This window comes from Novosphingobium resinovorum (genome assembly GCF_036352595.1).
GTDB classification, from domain to species: Bacteria; Pseudomonadota; Alphaproteobacteria; order Sphingomonadales; family Sphingomonadaceae; genus Novosphingobium; species Novosphingobium resinovorum_B.
The window spans coordinates 200,466-222,461 of record NZ_JAZFAX010000001.1 but is presented as its reverse complement, the minus strand read 5'-3'; the positions used below and the strand labels follow the sequence as shown (position 1 = coordinate 222,461).

Here is a 21,996-nt window from a genome sequence, read left to right as displayed (position 1 = left end):
GCGTCAAGTGTTAACTAGACGACATTAAGAGCACCTAACGATGCAGGGGTTTACCACCCCTGCACCCCGTATACCGTCGAGGTCACGCGCGACGCATCCTTACGCCCGACGGTGAGGTGGAAGACAAAATAGCCTTCGGCGTCATCTTGGCTGACAAGGCCGCACGCACAACGACGACGGTATGGGGGTCTGGGGCGATGGCCCCAGATTCCTTCTGTTGATCTTGTTCCGCTTTCCCGCCAAGCCTGCTAGGCGCTCGCGCCATGTTGAGCATTCGCGATATCACCGTGCGCCTTGGCGGCCGCACCATCCTAGACGGCGCGTCGGCCACGCTGCCGCAGAACGGCAAGATCGGCCTGATCGGCCGTAACGGCGCCGGCAAGTCCACGCTGGTGAAGACCATCATCGGCGAACTCGATCCCGACGGCGGTTCGGTCGAGATGCCGCGCCGTGCGCGTCTCGGCTACATTGCCCAGGAGGCACCCAACGGCACCCGAACCCCATTCGAGGCAGTGGTAGAAGCCGACACCGAGCGCACCGCACTTCTGGCCGAGGCCGAGACGTGCACCGATCCCAACCGCCTCGGCGACGTGCACGAGCGGCTGATCGCGATCGACGCCTACACCGCCCCTGCCCGCGCAGCGCGCATCCTCGTCGGCCTCGGCTTCGACGAGGAGATGCAGGCGCGCCCTCTCGACAGTTTCTCGGGTGGCTGGAAGATGCGCGTCGCGCTCGCCTCGCTGCTGTTTTCCGAGCCCGACGTGATGCTGCTCGACGAACCGTCGAACCACCTCGACCTTGAAGCGACGCTGTGGCTGGAGAACTTCCTCAAGAGCTACCCCAAGACGCTGCTGGTTATCAGCCACGAGCGCGACCTGCTCAACACCGTGGTCGACCACATCCTGCATCTGCAGCAGGGCAAGCTGACGCTCTATCCCGGTGACTACGACAGCTTTGAGCGCATTCGCGCCGAACGCGCCGCCCAGGCCGCCGCCGCGCGCGCCAACCAGGAAGCGCAGAAGAAGAAGCTGGCCGATTACGTCGCGCGCAACTCGGCGCGCGCATCTACGGCGAAGCAGGCGCAGTCGCGCGCCAAGATGCTGGCCAAGATGCAGCCGATCGCGGCCATGGCCGAGGATGCGTCGCTCAGCTTCGACTTCCCCAGCCCCGACGAACTGCGCCCGCCGCTGATCACACTGGACCTCGCCGCCGTGGGCTACGTCGAGGACAAGCCGATCCTGCGCCGCCTCAACTTGCGCATCGATCCCGAGGACCGCATCGCGCTGCTCGGCCGCAACGGCAACGGCAAGACCACGCTGGCGCGCCTCCTCGCGCGCCAGTTGGAGCCGATGGAGGGCGGGATCACCTTCTCGCCCAAGATCCGCATCGGCTACTTCACGCAGTATCAGGTCGAGGAACTGCCGGGCGATTCCACCCCGCTGGAACTGATGACCCGCGCGATGGAGGGCAAGCCGCCGCTCGCGGTGCGCGGGCAGCTCGGCCGCTTCGGCTTCTCCGGCAACCGCGCCACGGCGGTGACCGGCACGCTTTCGGGCGGTGAGCGCGCGCGCCTGGCGCTGGCGCTGGTCACGCGCGACGCGCCGCACATGCTGATCCTCGACGAGCCGACCAACCACCTCGACGTCGATGCGCGCGAGGCTCTGGTGCAGGCGCTCAACTCGTTCGAGGGCGCGGTGATCCTCGTCAGCCACGATCGTCACATGGTCGAACTGGCCGCCGACCGGCTGGTGCTGGTCGAGGGCGGCACGGCGGAGAACTACGACGGGTCGATGGAGGACTACATCGACTTCGTGCTCGGCCGGAACCAGCCCAAGGTCGAGACGGTCTCAGCCAAGGGCGGCGATGCGCCGGTCAAGAAGAGCGGCGCCATCGCGCGCGAGGAACTGAAGGCACTGCGCAAGAAGGTGACGGCGGCCGAGACGCGCATGAAGCGGGCGCAAGCTCACGTCGACAGCCTGCTCGACGCGCTGGCAGATCCGGCCTCGGCGAAGGGCGACCTCAAGGGCCTCGCGGTAGGCGCGCTGGGCAAGCTGCACGGCACGGCGGCAGAGGCCCTCGAACTGGCCGAGACCGAATGGCTGGAGGTCCACGAGGAACTCGAAACCCTGATGGGCCGCGGGAAATGAGCGTCGCCTTCCGGCGCGACGGGGACGAGGAGCATCTGGAACCCAAGTTCGAGGTGCCGATCCCGCCCGGGCCAAATCTCGTCACCGCGCGCGGCCGTGAACTGATCGCCGGGAAGATCTCGGAACTGGAGACGCACGTTGCCGCGCTGACCGAGGAGACCGCCCTCAACGCCGCCAAGCGGGACCTGCGCTACTGGCAGGCCCGGCTCGGCACGGCGCAAGTGCAGCCGGTGCCGGAGGGCGGCATCGTCCGCTTCGGAAGCCGCGTGCGCTTCATGCTGGGGGGCAAGGCGCGCGAGATCGTCATCGTCGGCCATGACGAGGCCGATCCGGCGCACGACCGGCTGGCATTCGTCGCCCCGCTCGCCAAGGCGTTGCTGGGCGCGGAAGCGGGCGATTTCGTGGACTTCAACGGCCGGGAAGAGGCGATCGAAGTTCTGGAAGTCAACGCGGGATAACCCGCAAACTTCTCGTCATTGCGAGCGAAGCGAAGCAATCCAGAGCGTCGTGGTGCTGCCCTGGATTGCTTCGCTTCGCTCGCAATGACGAGGGGATAGTCTTAGCGCACCCAGTCCTTCTCGGGGATGCCAAGCAGACGCAGCACGCTGGTCAGGTCGCCGCGATCGATCCAGCCGTTCGAGGCCGCGCGCGCCTTGGGCTTGGCGTGATAGGCGATGCCGTACGTCGCCGTCTCCAGCATCGGAATGTCGTTCGCGCCGTCGCCCGTGGCGAGACTGGTGACACCCTCGCCCCCAAGGTTTCCGAGCGCTTCCAGTTCGGCCAGCAGCGTCGCCTGCTTCACCGACGAATCGACGATCCCGCCGACGAGGCCGCCGGTCAGCTTGCCGTCCGCAACTTCGAGACGGTTGCCGACGACATGCTCGAAGCCCAGCATCTCTGCCACGGGGTCGGCGAAGTGATGGAAACCGCCGGTCACCAGCACGGTGCGGCAGCCCAGCTTCTTGAGCGTCTCGACCAGCACTTTCGCACCCGGCATCGGCCGGATGCGCGTGGCGAGGCATTCGTCGATGGCGCTGGTGGAGAGCCCCTTCAGCAGCCCGACACGCTCGCGCAGCGCCTGCTCGAAGTCGAGTTCGCCCTGCATGGCTCGCTCGGTGATGTCGGCGATGCGCTCCTTCAGTCCTGCGAAATCGCCGAGTTCGTCGATGCATTCCTGCCCGATCATGGTCGAATCCATGTCGGAGATGAACACCTTGGGCACCACCGGTTCATCGGCGGTGACGAGGCCGTCGGTCGTGCCGAAATGCGCGTCGAGCGCGGCGCGCAGGACTTCGGCGTTATCATCAGGCGAGTCGATCTGCATCGTCTGCCCGCAGAAATCGAGCATCGTCGCATCCGCGATCCGCACGCCGCCTTCAGCCATTTGCGCTTTCGCGGCTTCGAGACTGGTCGAAAGATGATCCGGTTCTGCTATCAGCCGGGCAATGAGCACTGCGAATTCCCTTGATGCGCCATACGATATCTCAGCCGGAGACCGGCCGCCGCTGGCGCTCATCGCAGGGCCGACCGCCAGCGGCAAGAGCGATTGTGCGGTCGCCCTGGCACAGGAACTCGAACGCCGGGGCCGCCGCGCGGTGGTGGTCAATGCCGACAGCTCGCAAGTCTACGCCGACCTGACGGTCCTGAGCGCGCGCCCGACCGAAGACGACATGGGCGGCATCGAGCACCGCCTGTTCGGTGCCTGGGACGGTGCACAAAGCTGCTCCGCAGCCGACTGGGCGCGCGCGGCAGCCGCGACCATCGCGCAGGTTCATTCCGAGGGCGCGGTGCCGATCCTCGTCGGCGGCACCGGCTTTTATATTCGTACTCTCCTCGACGGCATCGCGCCGATCCCCGCGATCGATCCGGACATCCGCGAGGCGGTGCGTGCCCTGCCCGTCGCCGAGGCCTACGCTGCCCTCCTCGTCGAAGACCCCGAGCGCGCCGCCCGCCTCTCCCCGGCAGATACCACGCGCGTCGCACGCGCGCTGGAGGTCGTGCGCTCCACCGGCCACGGCCTCACGCACTGGCAGACACAGACCGAAGGCGGCATCGGCCACGCGGTCGCGCTTCACCCGGCGATTCTGCTGCCCGAGCGCCAGTGGCTTTATGCGCGCTGCGACCTGCGGTTCGAGCGCATGGTCGAACGCGGCGCCCTGGCGGAAGTGGAGGCACTCCTCGCCCGCGATCTCGACCCCGCCCTCGCGGTGATGCGCGCCATCGGCGTCCCGGAACTCGCGGGCGTCATAAAGGGCGAATGGCCGCTGGAAACCGCCATCGAACGCGGATCGCAGGCGACGCGCAACTACGCCAAGCGCCAATTTACGTGGCTGAGGCACCAGCCCCCTGCGGATTGGCATCGCCTGCAATGTGAAAATTACAACTCAAATGCCATAAATGATATTTTATTGCGCTTTCCGGGTTGACCTGACATATCCACATGCCTAGAGGCCGATCCTACCTCGCTGATGGAAGTTATGCGGGGAGGAGAGGAGACGACCCGGTACGCCCAAGCCGACGTGCCGGGTCGGATTCATTAGGGAGGCAGCCGGAATTGCCGGTGCTCCCGCCCGAACGAATTAATGAAGGAATGTATTGTGAGTGAAGAGCGCAGCGGCGCGAGCATCCTGGTCGAAAGCCTGGTCAAGCAGGGGGTCGAGTTCGTATTCGGCTATCCCGGCGGCGCCGTGCTACCGATCTACGACGCTCTCTTCGGTGACGAACGACTTCGCCACATCCTCGTCCGTCATGAGGCCGGTGCGGCACACGCCGCTGAAGGTTATGCGCGCTCGACCGGCAAGCCCGGCATCGTGCTCGTTACCTCGGGTCCGGGCGCGACCAATGCGATCACCGGCATTGCCGACGCCTACATGGATTCTATTCCGATGGTCGTCATCACCGGTCAGGTCCCGACCGGGCTGATCGGTTCGGATGCGTTCCAGGAAGCGGACACCGTCGGCATCTCGCGCCACTGCACCAAGCACAATTATCTGGTGAAGGACCCGGCCGACCTCGCCGCGATCGTCGACGAGGCGTTCCAGATCGCCACCACCGGCCGCCCTGGCCCGGTGCTGATCGACATTCCCAAGGACGTCCAGATCGCCATGGCGACGTGGAGCGACGGCCCGATCCAGCGCAAGCAGCGCTATAGCCCCCGCACAGCAGGCGCCTCGGAAGAGATCGCCCGCGCGGTCGAGATGCTGGCGAATGCCAAGGCACCGGTGTTCTACACCGGCGGCGGCGTCATCAACGCGGGTCCGCGCGCCACCGCGCTGCTGCGCGAGCTGCAGGCGAAGACCGGCGCGCCCGTCACCTCCACACTGATGGGCCTCGGCGCGTTCCCGGCCGACCACGCCGACTGGCTGGGCATGCTGGGCATGCACGGCACGTTCGAGGCCAACATGGCGATGAACCAGGCCGACCTCATCCTGTGCGTCGGCGCTCGCTTCGACGACCGCGTGACCGGCCGCCTCGATGCCTTCGCGCCGAATTCCGAGAAGATTCACATCGACATCGACCGCGCATCGATCAACAAGGTCGTGCCGGTGGACCTGCCGATCATCGGCGACTGCGCCGTGGTGCTCGAACAGATCCTCACCGAGTGGGGCACCCGCAAGGCTCAGGACCTGACCGCGTGGAAGGCCCGCGTCGACGGCTGGCGTGAGCGCAAGAGCCTCGCCTATCCCTCTAACGCGCAGGCGATCATGCCGCAGCTGGCGATCGAGCGCCTGTACGAGCTGACCAAGTCGAAGGACCCGGTGATCTCCACTGAAGTCGGCCAGCACCAGATGTGGGCGGCACAGTACTTCCCGTTCTTCAAGCCCAACAAGTGGCTGACGTCGGGCGGGCTGGGCACCATGGGCTACGGCCTGCCCGCCGCGATCGGCGCGCAGTGCGGCAACCCCGACAGCCTCGTCATCGACATCGCGGGTGACGCCTCGATCCAGATGAACATCCAGGAACTGGGCACCGCCACGCAGTACCGCCTGCCGGTCAAGGTCTTCATCCTCAACAACGAGTGGATGGGCATGGTCCGCCAGTGGCAGGAACTGACGTACGAGAGCCGCTATTCGAACTCCTACTCCGATAGCTTGCCCGATTTCGTGAAGCTGGCCGAAGCCTACGGCTGGAAGGGTATCCGCATCGAGAACGAGAGCGAGCTTGATGCCGGCATCCAGGCGATGATCGACCATCCCGGCCCGGTGATCGTCGACTGCCTGGTCCACAAGGAAACCAACTGCTTCCCGATGATTCCCTCGGGCGCGGCGCATACCGACATGATCCTCTACGGCGACAGCGTTGCCGGCACGATGGACGACGAAGCCAAAGCGCTGGTCTGAGGACGAGAGAACCCATGATGCACATCCAGCATGAAGCCGAGGAACGGCACGTCCTGACCGTGACGGTCGACAACGAGGCGGGCATTCTCGCCAAGATCGCCGGCCTGTTCACCGCGCGCGGCTACAACATCGACAGCCTCACCGTGGCCGACATCACCGACAACCACTCGGTGAGCCGGATCACGATCGTGACGCACGGCCCGCGCAGCCAGATCGACCAGATCCACGCGCAGCTCGAGCGTCTGGTGCCGGTCCACAAGGTCGTCGATCTCACCGAAGTCGGCCCGCACGTGGCGCGTGAACTCGCGCTGGTGAAGGTCGCGGGCGTCGGCGAGAAGCGTGTCGAGGCGCTGCGTATCGCCGACGTGTTCCGCGCTCGCCCCGTCGATACCACGACCGAGAGCTTCATCTTCGAGATGACCGGCGCCCCGGACAAGATCGACAGCTTCGTGGCGCTGATGCGTGACCTCGGCCTCGTCGAGGTCGGCCGCACCGGCATCGTCGCCATGGCCCGTGGGCCTGAAGAAGCCTGAATTTCAAAATTGCGTCGGTCCGTTCGGGCGGCGCTTGGACAATAACCGTCCCGGTCCGCCGGGATGACGGAAGGAAGAACGATGAAGGTCTATTACGACGCCGATTGCGACATCAACCTGATCGCCGAGAAGAACATCGCGATCCTGGGTTACGGCAGCCAGGGCCACGCCCATGCCCAGAACCTGCGCGATTCGGGCGTCAAGAACGTCGCCATCGCGCTGCGTGACGGTTCGGCCACCGCCAAGAAGGCCGAAGCCGCCGGCTTCAAGGTCATGTCGAACAAGGACGCCGCCGCATGGGCCGACGTCATCATGATCCTCGCCCCGGACGAGCATCAGGCCGCCATCTACGCCGCCGACATCCATGAGAACCTGAAGCCCGGCGCCGCGCTTGCCTTCGCGCACGGTCTCAACGTCCACTTCGGCCTGATCGAGCCGCGCACCGACATCGACGTGTTCCTGATCGCGCCGAAGGGCCCGGGCCACACCGTGCGCAGCGAATACCAGCGCGGCGGCGGCGTGCCCTGCCTCATCGCGATCCACCAGGACACCACCGGCAACGCGCAGGACATCGCCCTCGCCTACGCTTCGGGCGTCGGCGGCGGCCGCAGCGGCATCATCGAGACCAACTTCCGCGAGGAATGCGAAACCGACCTGTTCGGTGAGCAGGCCGTGCTCTGCGGCGGCGCCACCGCGCTGGTCCAGGCCGGCTTCGAGACGCTGGTGGAAGCCGGCTACGCTCCCGAGATGGCCTACTTCGAGTGCCTCCACGAGCTGAAGCTGATCGTCGACCTGATGTATGAAGGCGGCATCGCCAACATGCGCTACTCGATCTCGAACACCGCCGAATACGGCGACATCAAGACCGGTCCGCGCATCATCACCGAAGAGACCAAGAAGGAAATGAAGCGCGTTCTGGAAGACATCCAGTCGGGCCGCTTCGTGAAGGACTTCGTCCTCGACAACCGCGCCGGCCAGCCCGAGCTGAAGGCTTCGCGCCTTGCCGCCAAGCGTCACCCGATCGAGGAAACCGGCGCCAAGCTGCGCGCCATGATGCCCTGGATCGGCGCCAACGCGCTGGTGGACAAGACCAAGAACTAAGGTTCCCAAACAGATCCTTGCGGCGGGCGGGTGGTCGAAAGGCCGCCCGCCCGTTTTGCGTTGGGGGCTTCGACAAGCTCAGCCTGAGCGGCGTTGAGAGCTGGTTTCCAAATCCCGCTCAGGCTGAGCTTGTCGAAGCCCCATCGGCTCACCGCTTTCTTTTCGTCGGCGCATGAAAATCCGCAGGCTTGCCCGCGACCCAGCGCACGAAGCGGCCAATCTCCTCGACCTCCAGCAGCGCCGCGGCTTCCGGCTTCATCCGTGCCAGTTGCGCATTGGTCAGCGCGGCGTGCACGGTGCGGTGGCAGATCGGATGAAGCGGCACCGTCTCGCGCCCTCCCCGGCTTTTCGGCACGGGGTGATGCCACTCCACCTTGCGGCCCAGCGGCCGTCCGCACAGCCAGCACATGCCTGTCTCGTCATCCACTTCACCCTCCTGTGCAGGCCATTAGTAAGTTATCAAAGTTTCAACCTTAATCAGTGCCTTCATTCGGCACTGGTCGCGCCCATTGGGCCGCGCTTGAGGTAAACGGTTTCATGACGGCATTCGGTCGGCGTAACGGCATCGGGGGGATCGGCCAGGGCGCGCGCCCGGCATTCGGGGTGGCCAAGCCCCTCAAGGGCGGTGCCGACAAGGCCCCCGCCGTCGCCGGCACCGCGCCCGTTCCCGGCGACCAGTTCCCGCCGCTTCCGGGCGAATCCGCCGCCCCTTCGCGCAATGACGATGCCATGTCGCGTCTGGCCGACCGCGCAAACGCGGTCCACGACCAGGGCGAGCAGAACGGCTTCGAAGCCTCGATCCACAAGATCAAGGAGCAGGTTCTTCCGCGCCTGCTGGAGCGTGTCGATCCGGAAGCCGCCGCCACGCTCACCAAGGACGAGCTGTCGGAGGAATTCCGCCCGATCATCATGGAAGTGCTCGCCGATCTGAAGATCACCTTCAACCGCCGCGAACAGTTCGCGCTGGAAAAGGTGCTGATCGACGAACTGCTCGGCTTCGGCCCGCTGGAGGAGCTGCTCAACGACCCCGATATCTCCGATATCATGGTCAACGGCCCCAACCAGACCTACATCGAAAAGAAGGGCAAGCTGCAGCTCGCGCCGACCAAGTTCCGCGACGAGCAGCACCTGTTCCAGATCGCCCAGCGCATCGTCAACCAGGTCGGCCGCCGCGTCGACCAGACCACGCCGCTGGCCGACGCCCGCCTCAAGGACGGCAGCCGCGTCAACGTCATCGTGCCTCCGCTGTCCCTGCGCGGCACCGCGATCTCCATTCGTAAGTTCTCCGAAAAGCCGATCACCATCGACATGCTCAAGGGTTTCGGCTCGATGAGCGAGCAGATGGCCACCGCGCTCAAGATCGCCGGTGCCTGCCGCATGAACATCGTCATCTCGGGCGGCACCGGCTCGGGCAAGACGACGATGCTCAACGCCTTGTCGAAGATGATCGATCCCGGCGAGCGCGTGCTGACGATCGAGGACGCGGCCGAACTTCGCCTGCAGCAGCCCCACTGGCTGCCGCTGGAAACCCGCCCGCCCAACCTCGAAGGCCAGGGCGCCATCACCATCGGCGACCTCGTCAAGAACGCCCTGCGTATGCGTCCCGACCGCATCATCCTGGGCGAAATCCGCGGCGCCGAGTGCTTCGACCTGCTCGCCGCCATGAACACCGGCCACGACGGGTCGATGTGCACGCTCCACGCCAACAGCCCGCGCGAATGCCTTGGCCGTATGGAGAACATGATCCTGATGGGCGACATCAAGATCCCCAAGGAAGCGATCAGCCGCCAGATCGCCGAGTCGGTGGATCTCATCGTGCAGGTGAAGCGCCTGCGCGACGGTTCGCGCCGCACCACCAACATCACCGAGGTGATCGGCATGGAAGGCGACGTCATCGTCACCCAGGAACTGTTCAAGTTCGAGTATCTGGACGAGACCGACGACGGCAAGATCATCGGCGAATTCCGCCCCTCGGGCCTGCGCCCCTACACGCTGGAGAAGGCCCGCCAGTTCGGCTTCGACCAGGCCTATCTCGAAGCCTGCCTGTGACGGCGTGAGCCCCGGCGGATCACGCCGGGGTTTACACGAAACGGGCAGTGAAACACCTGTCACCTTAGGCGTCCGGGCCATCGCCACCGCCTGACCGATCAAGCTGCGCGAGGAACGACAAAAGCGCGCGATTATCGGGTTTTAGCTCCGTCGCGACGTGGCGTCCGCGATAGATTCGGACCTTCAGAACGCCGAACCGCGCCCGCACCGCGCGCTCCTCGGGTGTGACCTTTCGTTTTGCCGGCGGCTTGCCTGTCACCTTGTCCCAGGCGGCGGCGAAGCTGCCCGCGCCGGGCTTCGTGCGCAGGCGATAGGCACTCTCTCGCGAGAGCCCCACGCAGCGCGCTGCCGCCTCGACGACGCCGCCCTGCGCCAGCGCGCCGAGGAAGGCCGCCTGCCGCGCGGGCGTCCACCCGTCCTTGCGCGGACGGACGGGCACGGGCGCGAAGGCGGGGACACGGATGTGGCGGGCGCGGTGTGGAGGATGGCTCATCCACCACGTTAAACGCGATCGTGCGGATGTAGGAAAGGGCGCGGCGGGATATCACGCCCGCACCCAAACCTCGTCATTGCGAGCGTAGCGAAGCAACCCAGGGCGGTTTACGCGGCCCTGGGTTCCTTCGCTACGCTCGCAATGACGAACGGGAAGGGAGGCGTCAAATAGCGCCTCCCCTTCTCGCTTACTGCTTCTCGAACGCCGCCGTGATCGCGATCTGCGTCTCGTCGCTGACCAGCGGGGCGTACTTGCTGACGCCGAACTCGGTGCGCTTGATCGTGCCCACCGCGTTGAACCCCAGCGTGTAGACCTTCTTCATCGGGTTGACGTTGGCAGCCTTGAAGGTCGCCTTCAGAGTCACCGACCTGGTCACGCCGTGCAGCGTCAGGTTGCCGGTGACGTCGGCGGTGCTGGCGCCGGTCTTCACCACCTTGGTCGAAACGAAACGCATCACCGGGTACTGGGCGGCATCGAACCAGTCCGCGCTCACCAGCTCCTCGTCGAGCGTCTTGTTGGTGGTCGAGACCGAAGCCACTGGCACCGAGACGTCCAGCCTGGCCGAGGCCAACGCCTTGGGATCGAGCGAAAGCGTGCCGCTGGCGCCCGGCAGCGTGCCGAAGAACTCGCTGATGCCGAAATGGTCGACGGTGAAGCGCACCAGCGTATGCGAACTGTCGAGCGCGTAGCTGCCGGCCTGCACGGCGGCGGCATTGCTATCGGCCTGCTGCGCGACGATCGGCGCGGCGCCCAGGGTCAGCGCCACGCCAAGCGAGGCAACGCCGAGCGCGGAAGCGAGAATGCGGTTCATTCGATATCTCCGAAGAAGAGGACGCGGGAAGGCTTTTGCGAAAGCGCTGTTCCCATCCGCCGGACATTCGAACCAGCCTGATAAAATCGATGCTCTTGTTCAGGTTTGTCGAACGGTCAACCTGCCAGCCACTCGCGTGCCGACAGCCCCAGCAGCAGGACCGCCACGAACAGAGAGAAGAAAAAGATCGGCGTCCACGGCATGAAGCCGACGCGGTCGATATGCTTGCGGCGATGGCGCCGGTGGTCACCCAGCCAGGCCACGACCGCCAGCAGCGCCGCAAGACATCCGCCAATCACCGTCACGCGAAGAGAATCGTCCATGCCCCGCCTTGCCCTGCCCGAAGGCGGAGTTAAAGCGCCGTTTCATGATCGCAGCCTCCTCTTCCCCCGGCAGGTCGGACCGGCCGATGCTCGCCATCGGCCTGCGCCTGGCCGCGATGGTGATGCTCTCGACGATGTTCATGCTGGTGAAGCTGGCGGGAGAGGCAGGCGTCTCGCTGCCCGAACTGGTATTCTGGCGCCAGGCGATGTCGGTACCGATCATCCTGGGCTGGCTGGCGGCCACCGGCAGCCTCGGCCTGCTGCGCACCCGGCGCATGGCAAGCCACGCCATGCGGGCAACCACCGGCACGGCGGGACTGTGCTGCAACATCGGCGCCGCGACCTTGCTGCCACTGCCGGTCGGGACCACGCTGGGCTTCACGACGCCGCTCTTCGCCGTGCTGATAACGGCGCTCGTGCTGCGCGAGAAAGTCGGCCCGTGGCGCTGGACGGCGGTGGTGCTGGGCTTCATCGGCGTGCTGCTGCTGACGCAACCGGGCGGCGAGCCCATTCCTCTCCCGGGACTGGCGGCGGGGCTGGGCGCGGGGCTGATCGTCGCCGTGGTCAGCTTTCAGATCCGGGATCTCTCGCGCACCGAGGCGCCGATCGCCTGCGTCTTCTGGTTCGCTTTCTTCGGATCGCTGTTCGCGGCGATCCTGTTGCCGCTCTACGGCACGGCGCACAGTGCCTACGAATGGCTGCTGCTGGTCGCCATCGGCCTGGCGGGGACGCTGGCGCAGTTCCTCGTCACCTCGGCCCTGCGCCTGGGGCAGGTCGCGACGGTGGTGGTGATGGACTACACCGCGCTGATCTGGGCCACGCTCTACGGCTGGACGATCTGGGGGCACGTTCCCTCGGCCGCGATGTGGCTGGGCGCGCCGGTCATCGTCGCGGCCGGGCTCATCATCACCTCGCGCGAGCATTTCCTGGCGAGGCGCGTCTCGCCCACCTCGGCCATCGACGAAGGCGCCACGGAAGAAGCGGCATCCGCTCCGCCGCAGGGAACCTGACCGCACCCCGCGTGTTCACCCCGATGCGCGGCGTGGCAGCACCCGTCGCACCGATAAGAAGGAACACCCAAAATGGTCAAGAAGCTCGTTCTCGCCCTCGTCGCGGGCGGCATCGTTTTCTCCGCCGCCGCCTGCAACACCGTCAAGGGTGCCGGCCGCGACGTCGAGTCGGTCGGCAAGGCCGGCGAAGACGCCATCAAGTAACGTGCTCTGCAGGCAGGCTGCCAAGCCACCGACCGGAGCCTGCCTGCATCCGTCTCACGAACGCTTTTCCGGATCCGTTTCCTGCGCTAGTCGCTGCGGACAACGAAGGGACATGCGTTCGATGACCAGCAAGATTCTCGCCGCCATCATCCTTGGCGGCGTACTTTTCACCGCCACCGCCTGCAACACCGTCAAGGGCCTCGGCCGCGACATCGAGTCGGTCGGTCAGGCGGGATCGAACGCCATAAACTGAGCGCCTCAGGCGTCGAAGACGTGGTTCGCCACCATGTCGCGCGCGCGCAGCCACAGCACGAGCCGCAGCGCCACGATCATCCCGAGCGCAAAGCCCAGCGTCGCGTCCATCATCAGGAGCGCGTTGCCGACCGGGTGACCCGCCTGAACGCCGCCCTGAAACCCGCTCGGCAGCAGCAACCGCCGCACGAGGAACACCGCGACGATCAGCAGGATCGCCAGCGGCGACTGGCGCATCATCACGCGCGCCTTGTCACCCTCGCCGTCGATATGCAGGTGCATCAGCCGCGCCCGCTGCGCGCCGATTGCGCCGCCGACGATCACGCCGGTCGCCAGGCATAGCCAGCCCAGCCCGCTCGGCGGCATGCCCCATAGCGCCAGCGACACCGCCAGCACCACGATCACCGGCATGATCCACAAGAGGGGAAGGCGCAGCGGCCGGGCCTTCTTCATCCGCATCATGCGCAGCGCCATGATGCCCACGAAGATCGCCAGCGGCAGATACGTGACGAGGCCGCGTCCACCTTCCCCCATATGCGTCAGCTTCCTCCGATTTCGCTCAGCGAAGGCGTGCCGGGAACACCGGGTTCACCCTGCCATACGAGCACAGGCTTGCGCGCGGCGAGCGTTTCGTCAAGCCGCCTGCGCGGCGCGAAGTGCGGTGCGGAGTGCAGGCTCTCGTCGCCCGCCTTGGCCCGCTCGGCAAGGCTGCGCAGCGAGGCGATGAAGCGGTCGAGGCCCGCCTTGCTCTCGGTCTCGGTCGGCTCGACCAGCATCGCGCCCTTCACCACCAGCGGGAAGTAGACCGTCATCGGGTGGAAGCCCTCGTCGATCAGGCCCTTGGCGATGTCGAGCGTCGAGAAGCCCTCGGCCAGCCCGGCGTCGCTGAACAGCGCCTCGTGCATGCACGGGCCGCTGTCGGCGAACGGAGCGGGCAACAGATCCTCGCACGAACGCAGCACATAGTTGGCGTTGAGCACCGCGTCCTCGGCCACCGTGCGCAGACCGTCGGCGCCGTGGCTGAGGATGTAGGTCAGCGCGCGGGTGAACATGCCCATCTGGCCGTGGAAGGCGACCATACGGCCGAACGCCTGCGCGTGGCCCTCGGCGGCGTTCTCCTCCTCGACGAGGTGGATCGAGCCGTCGCTCCCGCGCGTCACGAAGGGCAGCGGCGCGAAGGGCGCCAGTGCTTCGGACAGCACCACTGGTCCCGCACCCGGACCACCACCGCCATGCGGGGTGGAGAAGGTCTTGTGCAGGTTGATATGCATGGCATCGACGCCGAGGTCGCCGGGGCGCACCTTGCCGACGATGGCGTTGAAGTTCGCGCCGTCGCAGTAGACGTAGCCGCCCGCCGCGTGGACCGCATCGGCGATTGCGCGCATGTCGGGCTCGAACAGGCCGCAGGTGTTCGGGTTGGTGATCATCACGCCCGCGACGTTGGGGCCAAGCTTGGCCTTGAGCGCCGCCACATCCACGCGGCCCGCCAGGGTCGCGGGGATCGATTCCACCTTGAACCCCGCGAAGGCGGCGGTGGCCGGGTTGGTGCCGTGGGCGCTCTCGGGCACCAGCACGACGTCGCGCGTCTCACCGCGCGCGTCCAGCGCAGCGCGGATGCAGAGCAACCCGCACAGTTCGCCATGCGCGCCCGCCTTGGGGCTCATCGCCACCGAGGCCATGCCGGTCAGCGTGATGAGCCAGTCGGCCAACTGCTCGATGACTTCGAGCGCGCCCTGCACCGTCGTCTGCGGCTGCATCGGGTGAACGTCGGCGAAGCCCGGCAGGCGGGCCATCTTCTCGTTGAGGCGCGGGTTGTGCTTCATCGTGCACGAACCGAGCGGGAACGGCCCGAGGTCGATCGCGTAGTTCTGGCGCGACAGGCGGGTGTAGTGGCGCACGGTCTCCGGCTCGGTCAGCCCCGGCAGCGCGGGCGCGGACTTGCGCAGGAATTTGCTCAGTCCCGCAGCGGGGGCGCGGCTCGGCTCGTCGATATCGACGCCGCACTTGTCGGCGCTGCCCAGCTCGAAGCTCAGAGCTTCTTCGAGCATCAGGCCGTAATCGCCTGAGGACGTTGCGAACTTTGCTTCACCGGCTCCACCCATGGACGGGCGCCAGCCGGATGCGTTGGGGGCGTTCATGCGCTCGCTCCTTCAAGAACCGCTTCCAGCGCGGCGGCGAAAGCCTCGATGTCTTCGTCAGTGGTGGTTTCGGTCGCGGCGACCAGGAGCCCGTTGTGGAGGCCATCGGCCACCGGGAATAAGCGGCCCAGGGACACGCCGCCGAGCACCTGCCTATCAGCCAGTTCACGGACCACTTCGCGCGCATCGCGCGGCAGGATCACCGTCGCTTCGTTGAAATAGGCATCGTTGAGGATCGTGACGCCCGGAACCTTAGCGAGACGCTCGAAGGTCTGCTGTGCGCGGGCATGGTTCACGGCCGCCAGACGGGCCAGGCCATCACCGCCCAGAAGGGTCAGGTGAATGCTAAAGGCCAGCGCGCAAAGCCCTGAATTGGTACAGATATTGCTCGTCGCCTTCTCGCGGCGGATATGCTGCTCGCGGGTCGAGAGCGTCAGCACGAAGCCGCGCTTGCCCTCGGCGTCGACGGTCTGGCCGCAAAGGCGTCCCGGCATCTGGCGCACGAACTTCTCGCGACATCCGAACAGGCCGAGGTAGGGACCGCCGAACTGCAGGCCGACGCCCAGCGACTGGCCCTCGCCCACGACGATATCGGCGCCCAGCGTGCCCGGCGCTTCGATCAGGCCGAGGGCCACCGGCTCGGTGACGACGGCGATGACCAGCGCGCCCACGGCATGGGCGGCCTCGGAAATCGCCGCGAGGTCGGGGATGCGGCCCATGACGTCGGGGTACTGGACGACGACGCACGAGGTCGTCGCGTCGATCGCCGCGATCACGGCGGCGTCATCGGGATCTGCGGTCAGTTCGGGGGCGAGGCTGACGATGTCGTCCTTGGTGAACTTCGCCATGGTGCGCACGACTTCGCCGTAGTGCGGGTGCAGGCCGCCCGACAGCACGCTGCGACCCTTGCGGGTGATGCGCGCGGCCATCAGGATCGCTTCCCAGCACGCGGTCGAGCCGTCGTACATCGAGGCATTGGCGATGTCGGTGCCGAACAGGCGCGCCACCTGCGTCTGGAACTCGAACAGCACCTGCAGCGTGCCTTGCGCGATTTCCGGCTGGTAGGGCGTGTAGGCGGTCAGGAACTCGCCGCGCTGGATCAGGTGATCGACCGAGGCCGGAACGTGATGGCGATAGGCACCGGCGCCGAGGAAGAACGGCGCGGTCCCCGCGCTCAGGTTCTTCGCGGCGAGCGCGGACATGTGGCGCTCGACGGCCATTTCGCTGGCGTGAGCGGGCAGGCCCTCGATGGGACCGGCAAGCCGGGCCTCGGCGGGCACGTCGACGAACAGGTCATCGACCGTGGCGGCGCCGATGGTCTCCAGCATGGAGGCGCGGTCGGCCGGGGTCAGGGGAAGGTAGCGCATGAGGCGGGTTCCTGGGTCTTTCTAATTCCTCCCAGAGCTTGCTCGGGGAGGTGGCGCCGACGCAGTCGGTGACGGAGGGGGAGTGCGTGTAGCTCGCCCCCCTCCACCACCCGCTTCGCGGGCGGTCCCCCTCCCCGAGGCAAGCTCGGGGAGGAATAAATCAGAGGCTGTCGACGTAGCTCTTGTACGCGGCCTCATCCATCAGCGTGCCGAGTTCGGCGGCGTCGGAGAGGGTCACGCGGAACAGCCAGCCGCCGGTTTCGGCTTCGGTGTTCACCAGTTCCGGCTGGTCGGCCAGCGCTTCGTTGACGGCGGCGATCGTGCCCGAGACCGGGGTGTAGACGTCGGATGCGGCCTTCACCGAGTCGACGACCGACACGGAATCGCCCTTGCTGACGCTGGTGCCTTCGGCGGGAACCTCGACGAAGGTGATGTCGCCGAGCTGGCCCTGCGCGTAGTCGGTGATGCCGACGGTGCCGAGGTCACCTTCGACTTCGATCCACTCATGGTCTTCGGAGAAATAGCGGGTCATGGGAAAGCTCCTCAGCGGTGATAGCGGTGGGGGACGAAGGGCATTGGCACGACCTTGCCGTCGAGCTTCTTGCCCCGCATCTCGATGGTAAGCGCGGTGCCCTCTGCGGTGAGGGCGGTATCGACGTAAGCCATGGCGATCGGCTGCTGCAGCGATGGTGAGAAACCACCTGAAGTCACCAGGCCAACTTCCTGATTGCCGGAGAAAACCTTGGCGCCCTCACGCGCGGCCATCCGGCCTTCGATGACAAGGCCGATGCGCTTGCGCGGCGTGCCCTCGACGAAGTCCTTCAGCACGCGGTCCGAACCGGGGAAACCGCCTTCGGTACGGCGGCGCTTGTTGACGGCGAACTTGAGGTCGGCGTCGATCACGCTGGTTTCAGGCGACAGGTCATGACCGTAGAGCGGCAGGCCTGCTTCGAGGCGTAGGCTGTCGCGTGCGCCGAGGCCGATCGGCTTCACCTCGGGCTCGCCGCAGAGCAGGTCGGCGACCATCTCGGCGGATTCGCCCGGGATGGCGATCTCGAAACCGTCCTCGCCGGTGTAGCCCGAACGGCTGATCCAGGCATCGACGCCGCCCAGCGTGAACTGACCGCCCTTCATGAAGGTCAGTGCCGAGAGCGGGTATTCGCCTTTGGCATGCCGCTCCAACGCGGCGAAGGCTTTCGGCCCCTGCAGCGCGAGCAATGCGTTGTCTTCCAGATGGTTGATGGTGACGTCATCGGGCAGCAGTTCGCGCAAGGTGCCGATATCGTCCCACTTGGTCGCGCCGTTGACGACGAGGTAGAAGCCCGTCTTCCAGCGCGTGACCATGAGGTCATCGAGGATGCCGCCCTCTTCGTCCAGCAGCAGCGAGTAGCGCGGCGCGCCGATCTTCAGCGTGGCGAGGTCGATCGGCAGCGCGGCTTCGAGCGCCGCCTCCACTGCGGGGGTGATGCCCTCTTCCGAGGAGACATAGACCTGCCCCATGTGGCTGACGTCGAACAGGCCGGCGTTCTCGCGGGTCCAGAGGTGCTCGGCCATGATGCCCTCATACTGGACAGGCATGTGATAGCCGGCGAACTCGACCATGCGGCCGCCCTTCCCGCGATGCCAGGCATCGAGCGGGAGGGTCAGGGTCTCGATCGGCTCGAGGCCGTCTTCATCGGTAACTGGGTATTCGCTCAAGACACGACTCCGCGACACATGGCACACCGTTTCAGGTGCCCCCTCTGTCACGGAAGCCTGAGAGCTTCCCCGGCGTCATCCGCAAAGGGATGGACCGGGTTACACCGTCGGCGGCCACGACCGATAAGGACGGGGCACTTTCCAGAGGCTCGCTGTAGACGCTGCGCGGTCCTTTTGCCTGAGAGATTCCGGGGCGGTTGCTCCTTCGGCGCCTCTTTCCCGACGAATCGGTCCGAGGTCTCTCCCGCGCGTGTCAGCGAGTGCCTTGAGCCTTGGGTGACGGGCCGGGGTAAGTCAACGCAGGGTTTGAGTAATATGGGAACTATTCCCCCATTGGGCCATGACGCTTCGATACGTTCAGGATCGCGGCGGCGGAACGGAGATATCATCTGCAATATCCCGCTGAACCCCGGATAGCGCAAGGTGCCGCGGGAGGAACCGGGGAGCATTGACGCCGCGTGCACCGCAGTTACCAGAAACGCATGCCCCCACTTCGGAAGAACCCGATGACTACGATAAAGACCCTCGCCGCGCCTTTCATCCTCGCGGGCGGCATGCTGCTGACCGGCGCGGCCGATGCGCCGCAAGCCGGGATTTCCGCGCCATCGCAGGAAGCGGCCCTTGCGGTTGAGGCTTATGCCCAGGCTTTGCAGGCCGCAACGCCGCCGGGCCGCTGGGTCGGCACTTTCTCGCAATATGATTCGCGCGAAGGCACTACCGAAACCGAGGCCATCGACGAATGCGTGACAACACACGCGCCCGCGTCTTTCCTGCGGCCTTACTCGGCGATCCTCCAGGGAATCGCCAATGTCGGCCCGACCGGGAAGACATGTACGGTGATTCCCGGAGCCGCGGGGACACTCGATCTGGGTATCTCATGCAATCTTGAAGGCGGCGCTGCCGTGCTGAAGGCGAGCGCGGCGGGTTCGGCGAAGCCCGGAGAAGTCGAAGTGGCGCTGAACATCGGCGTCGAGGCGGCCGCGCCGAAAGTCGCCTCCCTGTCGAGCACGGTCAGGCGCACGGGCGACTGCGAAGCCAGCCTGAAACCGTGAAGGCGGCAGGGCGCGACGCAGCGCCCCGCCCCTCGCATCACTCTGCCGGCTTGGCCTGCGCCGGCGCGGCCTGCTTGACCGGCTCCACCACGCGCAAGTGCAGTTCGCGCAGCTGCTTGGCTTCGGCATGGCTCGGCGCGTTCATGAGGAGATCCTCGGCGCGCTGGTTCATCGGGAACAGCGTGATCTCGCGCAGGTTCTGCGCGCCGCACAGCAGCATCACGATGCGGTCCACGCCGGCCGCCATGCCGCCATGCGGCGGGGCGCCGTACTGGAACGCGCGGTAGAGGCCGCCGAAGCGGTCTTCCACGTCCGCTTGCGTCAGGCCGGTCATCTCGAACGCCTTGACCATCAGTTCGGGCGACTGATTGCGGATCGAACCAGAGGCGATCTCGAAGCCGTTGCAGACGAGGTCGTACTGGTACGCCTTGATCGTCAGCGGATCCTGGTTCTCCAGCGCGTCCATGCCGCCCTGCGGCATCGAGAACGGGTTGTGCGCGAAGTCGACCTTCTTGTTGTCCTCGTCCCATTCGTAGAACGGGAAGTCGACGATCCAGCACAGCTCGAAGCGGTCCTTGTCGATCAGGCCGAGCTGCTCGCCCACGCGGGTACGAGCGAGGCCCGCCAGCTTGGCGGCCTGCTCTTCCTTGCCCGCGGCGAAGAACACGCCGTCGTTGGGGCCAAGGCCGAGTGCTTCGATCAGCGCGGCGGTCTTTTCCTCACCGTGGTTCTTGGCGATCGGGCCGCCGGGGACGCCGTCCTTGATGTTGATGTAGCCAAGGCCCGAATAGCCCTCGCCCCGCGCCCAGACGTTCGTGTCGTCGAAGAACTTGCGGCTGCCCGCGCCTGCGCCCGGAGCCGGGATCGCGCGGATGGTGCCGCCGCCCGCGACGATGCCCGCGAAGATGCCGAAGCCCGATTCGACGAAGTGCTCGGTCACGTCCTTGATGAGCAGCGGGTTGCGCAGATCCGGCTTGTCCGAACCGTAGTCCAGCATCGCCTGCGCGTGCGGAATGCGGCGGAATTCACCGGCCGGGGTGACGGGCTTGTCGCCCGCGAATTCGGCGAAGGTGGCGCGCAGCACCGGCTCCATCGTCTCCCAGACTTCTTCCTGGGTCACGAAGCTCATTTCGAGGTCGAGCTGGTAGAATTCGCCCGGCAGACGGTCGGCGCGGGGATCTTCGTCGCGGAAGCACGGCGCGATCTGGAAGTAGCGGTCGAAGCCCGCGACCATCAGCAGCTGCTTGTACTGCTGCGGCGCCTGCGGCAGCGCGTAGAACTTGCCGGCGTGGATGCGGCTCGGCACCAGGAAGTCGCGCGCGCCCTCGGGCGACGAGGCGGTCAGGATCGGCGTCGAATATTCGGTGAAGCCGGTGTCTTCCATGCGGCGGCGCATGTCGCGGATGATCTGCGTGCGCTTGACGATGTTGGCGTGCAGCGTTTCACGGCGCAGGTCGAGGAAGCGGTACTTGAGGCGGATGTCCTCCGGGTACTCCTGCTCGCCGGCGACCGGCATCGGCAGCTCCTCGGCCTTGCCCAGCACGGTGGCGACGCGGGCGTAGACCTCGATCTCGCCCGTGGCGAGGTTCGGGTTCACGGTGCCCTCGGTGCGCGCCTTCACGGTGCCCTCGATCGTCACGACGCTCTCCGCGCGCAGCGAATCGAGCACGGCGAGTGCCGGGCTGTCGCTGTCGGTCACGACCTGGGTGATGCCGTAATGGTCGCGCAGATCGACGAACAGGACGCCGCCATGGTCGCGCTTGCGATGGACCCAGCCCGAGAGGCGCACGGTCTGGCCGACCTCGGCCGCGCTCAGGGCGCCGCAGGTGTGGGAGCGGTAGGGATGGGTCATGACGGGCTCTTTTTGGTCGAATGGAATAATTGCGGCCCCACTAAAGGAGTGAAGCCGCGATTGCCAGATGGGGATTCGCGTAAAATCCCCGCCGGCCCGGTGCCGCAGCCCGCCTTTCGGCCGCAACAGGAAGCCCTGTTCCGGAATCGTCCACCCTGCCGGCCGTTGCTCGAGTGGCGCCGGGATGACGCCGGTAACCTCAAATAAACCATTTCCGCGCTACTTCCGCGCGCACGGGGCGCCGCACAAGAAAACCGGGAATCGCAAATGTTTGCTCAGGGCAAGCTGGACCAGACACTTTTCCATTCCGACGATGGCCCAAACCATGCCTCACGCCATGCCCACGATCATGACGAAGAGGCACCGCCGTTCCAGACGTGGGCCGACGCGCCCGTATCGGCGCCGGAAACGGCCTCGACCGCCATGTCGGGCTTGCGCGAACTCGCCGATCCCGAGGCGGATCCGGGCGTCGATCCCGAAGGGCTGCACCTTCCCCCGCCCGGCCTGCACACCACCGGTTCGCAGTTGCGCCACCGCCTCGTCACCCCCGAAAGCATCGCCGAACTGGCGGCGATCGCGAAGCTCAGCCTGTTGCAGCGCCTCCTCGGCAGGAAATAAACTGCGAC

The 21,996-nt window shown here is 66.3% G+C and carries 23 protein-coding genes and 2 riboswitches; of the genes, 12 read left to right on the top strand and 11 right to left on the bottom strand.

Annotated features, from left to right (window positions below):
• The first annotated feature begins 263 nt into the window (after window positions 1-263).
• Both V2S85_RS01105 and V2S85_RS01100 read left to right on the top strand, forming a co-directional pair.
• On the top strand, window positions 264-2,147 hold the full coding sequence (locus V2S85_RS01105; protein WP_285018382.1) for an ABC-F family ATP-binding cassette domain-containing protein: 1,884 nt from the start codon (window positions 264-266) through the stop codon (window positions 2,145-2,147).
• The gene (locus tag V2S85_RS01100) at window positions 2,144-2,605 is read left to right on the top strand and encodes a GreA/GreB family elongation factor (protein WP_330701032.1); all 462 of its coding nucleotides are present in this window, start codon (window positions 2,144-2,146) and stop codon (window positions 2,603-2,605) included. Before V2S85_RS01105 ends, V2S85_RS01100 begins: the two co-directional genes overlap by 4 nt.
• Window positions 2,606-2,706: 101 nt before the next feature.
• Here V2S85_RS01100 and serB read toward each other — a convergent pair whose 3' ends face one another.
• Complete coding sequence (gene serB / locus V2S85_RS01095) at window positions 2,707-3,531, bottom strand: phosphoserine phosphatase SerB (protein ID WP_330701031.1); 825 nt, start codon at window positions 3,529-3,531, stop codon at window positions 2,707-2,709.
• 61 nt (window positions 3,532-3,592) lie between these two features.
• Between serB and miaA the strand changes: the two genes are divergently transcribed.
• The 4 genes from miaA (at window position 3,593) to ilvC (ending at window position 8,121) form a co-directional block, all read left to right on the top strand.
• On the top strand, window positions 3,593-4,573 hold the full coding sequence (gene miaA, locus V2S85_RS01090; protein WP_330701030.1) for a tRNA (adenosine(37)-N6)-dimethylallyltransferase MiaA: 981 nt from the start codon (window positions 3,593-3,595) through the stop codon (window positions 4,571-4,573).
• Between the two features lie 171 nt (window positions 4,574-4,744).
• Window positions 4,745-6,487, top strand: a complete 1,743-nt coding sequence (gene ilvB / locus V2S85_RS01085; RefSeq protein ID WP_330701029.1) for a biosynthetic-type acetolactate synthase large subunit — start codon at window positions 4,745-4,747, stop codon at window positions 6,485-6,487.
• Window positions 6,488-6,501: 14 nt separating this feature from the next.
• A complete protein-coding gene (gene ilvN, locus V2S85_RS01080) occupies window positions 6,502-7,020 on the top strand; it encodes an acetolactate synthase small subunit (protein ID WP_036524725.1) in 519 nt (172 codons plus the stop codon).
• Window positions 7,021-7,101: 81 nt separating this feature from the next.
• A complete protein-coding gene (gene ilvC / locus V2S85_RS01075; RefSeq protein ID WP_008833476.1) occupies window positions 7,102-8,121 on the top strand; it encodes a ketol-acid reductoisomerase in 1,020 nt (339 codons plus the stop codon).
• A 148-nt stretch (window positions 8,122-8,269) separates the two neighbouring features.
• Here ilvC and V2S85_RS01070 read toward each other — a convergent pair whose 3' ends face one another.
• Window positions 8,270-8,530 carry an HNH endonuclease gene (locus V2S85_RS01070; protein WP_330701378.1) on the bottom strand — a complete coding sequence of 87 codons (261 nt, stop codon included), beginning with the start codon at window positions 8,528-8,530 and terminating at the stop codon, window positions 8,270-8,272.
• 128 nt (window positions 8,531-8,658) lie between these two features.
• Here V2S85_RS01070 and V2S85_RS01065 point away from each other — a divergent pair, with 128 nt between their 5' ends.
• Window positions 8,659-10,170: a CpaF family protein gene (locus V2S85_RS01065; protein ID WP_330701028.1), complete on the top strand. Its 1,512-nt coding sequence runs from the start codon at window positions 8,659-8,661 to the stop codon at window positions 10,168-10,170.
• 64 nt (window positions 10,171-10,234) lie between these two features.
• Here V2S85_RS01065 and V2S85_RS01060 read toward each other — a convergent pair whose 3' ends face one another.
• The 3 genes from V2S85_RS01060 to V2S85_RS01050 all read right to left on the bottom strand — a co-directional run bounded on the left by V2S85_RS01060 (window position 10,235) and on the right by V2S85_RS01050 (window position 11,797).
• Window positions 10,235-10,663, bottom strand: coding sequence for a hypothetical protein (locus V2S85_RS01060; protein ID WP_330701027.1), 429 nt, complete (start codon window positions 10,661-10,663; stop codon window positions 10,235-10,237).
• A 187-nt stretch (window positions 10,664-10,850) separates the two neighbouring features.
• A complete protein-coding gene (locus tag V2S85_RS01055; protein WP_330701026.1) occupies window positions 10,851-11,474 on the bottom strand; it encodes a YceI family protein in 624 nt (207 codons plus the stop codon).
• A 116-nt stretch (window positions 11,475-11,590) separates the two neighbouring features.
• Complete coding sequence (locus V2S85_RS01050) at window positions 11,591-11,797, bottom strand: hypothetical protein (RefSeq protein WP_330701025.1); 207 nt, start codon at window positions 11,795-11,797, stop codon at window positions 11,591-11,593.
• 44 nt (window positions 11,798-11,841) lie between these two features.
• Between V2S85_RS01050 and V2S85_RS01045 the strand changes: the two genes are divergently transcribed.
• From V2S85_RS01045 to V2S85_RS01035, 3 genes are all read left to right on the top strand, one after another.
• Complete coding sequence (locus V2S85_RS01045) at window positions 11,842-12,807, top strand: DMT family transporter (protein WP_330701024.1); 966 nt, start codon at window positions 11,842-11,844, stop codon at window positions 12,805-12,807.
• Window positions 12,808-12,879: 72 nt separating this feature from the next.
• Window positions 12,880-13,011 (top strand): entericidin A/B family lipoprotein, encoded by a 132-nt coding sequence (locus V2S85_RS01040; protein WP_008833469.1) that lies wholly within the window; start codon window positions 12,880-12,882, stop codon window positions 13,009-13,011.
• A gap of 121 nt (window positions 13,012-13,132) precedes the next feature.
• A complete protein-coding gene (locus V2S85_RS01035) occupies window positions 13,133-13,264 on the top strand; it encodes an entericidin A/B family lipoprotein (protein ID WP_271183387.1) in 132 nt (43 codons plus the stop codon).
• A gap of 5 nt (window positions 13,265-13,269) precedes the next feature.
• On the opposite strand, the gene V2S85_RS01030 is transcribed toward V2S85_RS01035, so the two are convergent.
• The 5 genes from V2S85_RS01030 to gcvT form a co-directional block, all read right to left on the bottom strand.
• Complete coding sequence (locus tag V2S85_RS01030; protein WP_330701023.1) at window positions 13,270-13,797, bottom strand: DUF1453 domain-containing protein; 528 nt, start codon at window positions 13,795-13,797, stop codon at window positions 13,270-13,272.
• Window positions 13,798-13,802: 5 nt separating this feature from the next.
• The gene (gene gcvPB / locus V2S85_RS01025) at window positions 13,803-15,401 is read right to left on the bottom strand and encodes an aminomethyl-transferring glycine dehydrogenase subunit GcvPB (protein WP_330701022.1); all 1,599 of its coding nucleotides are present in this window, start codon (window positions 15,399-15,401) and stop codon (window positions 13,803-13,805) included.
• Window positions 15,398-16,768, bottom strand: a complete 1,371-nt coding sequence (gene gcvPA, locus V2S85_RS01020; RefSeq protein WP_330701021.1) for an aminomethyl-transferring glycine dehydrogenase subunit GcvPA — start codon at window positions 16,766-16,768, stop codon at window positions 15,398-15,400. Before gcvPA ends, gcvPB begins: the two co-directional genes overlap by 4 nt.
• Window positions 16,769-16,928: 160 nt before the next feature.
• Complete coding sequence (gene gcvH / locus V2S85_RS01015; protein WP_330701020.1) at window positions 16,929-17,300, bottom strand: glycine cleavage system protein GcvH; 372 nt, start codon at window positions 17,298-17,300, stop codon at window positions 16,929-16,931.
• 11 nt (window positions 17,301-17,311) lie between these two features.
• The gene (gcvT, locus tag V2S85_RS01010) at window positions 17,312-18,466 is read right to left on the bottom strand and encodes a glycine cleavage system aminomethyltransferase GcvT (RefSeq protein WP_330701019.1); all 1,155 of its coding nucleotides are present in this window, start codon (window positions 18,464-18,466) and stop codon (window positions 17,312-17,314) included.
• Between the two features lie 34 nt (window positions 18,467-18,500).
• A riboswitch (glycine riboswitch) is annotated at window positions 18,501-18,621 on the bottom strand.
• A gap of 1 nt (window position 18,622) precedes the next feature.
• Window positions 18,623-18,723, bottom strand: a riboswitch (glycine riboswitch).
• Between the two features lie 297 nt (window positions 18,724-19,020).
• Between gcvT and V2S85_RS01005 the strand changes: the two genes are divergently transcribed.
• Window positions 19,021-19,518 carry a hypothetical protein gene (locus V2S85_RS01005; RefSeq protein ID WP_330701018.1) on the top strand — a complete coding sequence of 166 codons (498 nt, stop codon included), beginning with the start codon at window positions 19,021-19,023 and terminating at the stop codon, window positions 19,516-19,518.
• Window positions 19,519-19,555: 37 nt separating this feature from the next.
• On the opposite strand, the gene aspS is transcribed toward V2S85_RS01005, so the two are convergent.
• Window positions 19,556-21,370 (bottom strand): aspartate--tRNA ligase, encoded by a 1,815-nt coding sequence (gene aspS / locus V2S85_RS01000; protein WP_330701017.1) that lies wholly within the window; start codon window positions 21,368-21,370, stop codon window positions 19,556-19,558.
• A gap of 267 nt (window positions 21,371-21,637) precedes the next feature.
• Between aspS and V2S85_RS00995 the strand changes: the two genes are divergently transcribed.
• Window positions 21,638-21,988, top strand: coding sequence for a hypothetical protein (locus tag V2S85_RS00995; protein WP_330701016.1), 351 nt, complete (start codon window positions 21,638-21,640; stop codon window positions 21,986-21,988).
• The last annotated feature ends 8 nt before the right edge of the window (window positions 21,989-21,996 follow it).

Bases quoted from the DNA above. Each gene is read 5' to 3' on its own strand.
- V2S85_RS01105 (WP_285018382.1), top strand. From the start codon at position 264: ATGTTGAGCATTCGCGATATCACCGTGCGCCTTGGCGGCCGCACCATC.
- V2S85_RS01100 (WP_330701032.1), top strand. From the start codon at position 2,144: ATGAGCGTCGCCTTCCGGCGCGACGGGGACGAGGAGCATCTGGAACCC.
- serB (WP_330701031.1), bottom strand. From the start codon at position 3,531: ATGGCTGAAGGCGGCGTGCGGATCGCGGATGCGACGATGCTCGATTTC.
- miaA (WP_330701030.1), top strand. From the start codon at position 3,593: ATGAGCACTGCGAATTCCCTTGATGCGCCATACGATATCTCAGCCGGA.
- ilvN (WP_036524725.1), top strand. From the start codon at position 6,502: ATGATGCACATCCAGCATGAAGCCGAGGAACGGCACGTCCTGACCGTG.
- ilvC (WP_008833476.1), top strand. From the start codon at position 7,102: ATGAAGGTCTATTACGACGCCGATTGCGACATCAACCTGATCGCCGAG.
- V2S85_RS01070 (WP_330701378.1), bottom strand. From the start codon at position 8,530: ATGTGCTGGCTGTGCGGACGGCCGCTGGGCCGCAAGGTGGAGTGGCAT.
- V2S85_RS01065 (WP_330701028.1), top strand. From the start codon at position 8,659: ATGACGGCATTCGGTCGGCGTAACGGCATCGGGGGGATCGGCCAGGGC.
- V2S85_RS01060 (WP_330701027.1), bottom strand. From the start codon at position 10,663: ATGAGCCATCCTCCACACCGCGCCCGCCACATCCGTGTCCCCGCCTTC.
- V2S85_RS01055 (WP_330701026.1), bottom strand. From the start codon at position 11,474: ATGAACCGCATTCTCGCTTCCGCGCTCGGCGTTGCCTCGCTTGGCGTG.
- V2S85_RS01050 (WP_330701025.1), bottom strand. From the start codon at position 11,797: ATGGACGATTCTCTTCGCGTGACGGTGATTGGCGGATGTCTTGCGGCG.
- V2S85_RS01045 (WP_330701024.1), top strand. From the start codon at position 11,842: ATGATCGCAGCCTCCTCTTCCCCCGGCAGGTCGGACCGGCCGATGCTC.
- V2S85_RS01040 (WP_008833469.1), top strand. From the start codon at position 12,880: ATGGTCAAGAAGCTCGTTCTCGCCCTCGTCGCGGGCGGCATCGTTTTC.
- V2S85_RS01035 (WP_271183387.1), top strand. From the start codon at position 13,133: ATGACCAGCAAGATTCTCGCCGCCATCATCCTTGGCGGCGTACTTTTC.
- V2S85_RS01030 (WP_330701023.1), bottom strand. From the start codon at position 13,797: ATGGGGGAAGGTGGACGCGGCCTCGTCACGTATCTGCCGCTGGCGATC.
- gcvPB (WP_330701022.1), bottom strand. From the start codon at position 15,401: ATGAACGCCCCCAACGCATCCGGCTGGCGCCCGTCCATGGGTGGAGCC.
- gcvPA (WP_330701021.1), bottom strand. From the start codon at position 16,768: ATGCGCTACCTTCCCCTGACCCCGGCCGACCGCGCCTCCATGCTGGAG.
- gcvH (WP_330701020.1), bottom strand. From the start codon at position 17,300: ATGACCCGCTATTTCTCCGAAGACCATGAGTGGATCGAAGTCGAAGGT.
- V2S85_RS01005 (WP_330701018.1), top strand. From the start codon at position 19,021: ATGCTGCTGACCGGCGCGGCCGATGCGCCGCAAGCCGGGATTTCCGCG.
- aspS (WP_330701017.1), bottom strand. From the start codon at position 21,370: ATGACCCATCCCTACCGCTCCCACACCTGCGGCGCCCTGAGCGCGGCC.
- V2S85_RS00995 (WP_330701016.1), top strand. From the start codon at position 21,638: ATGTTTGCTCAGGGCAAGCTGGACCAGACACTTTTCCATTCCGACGAT.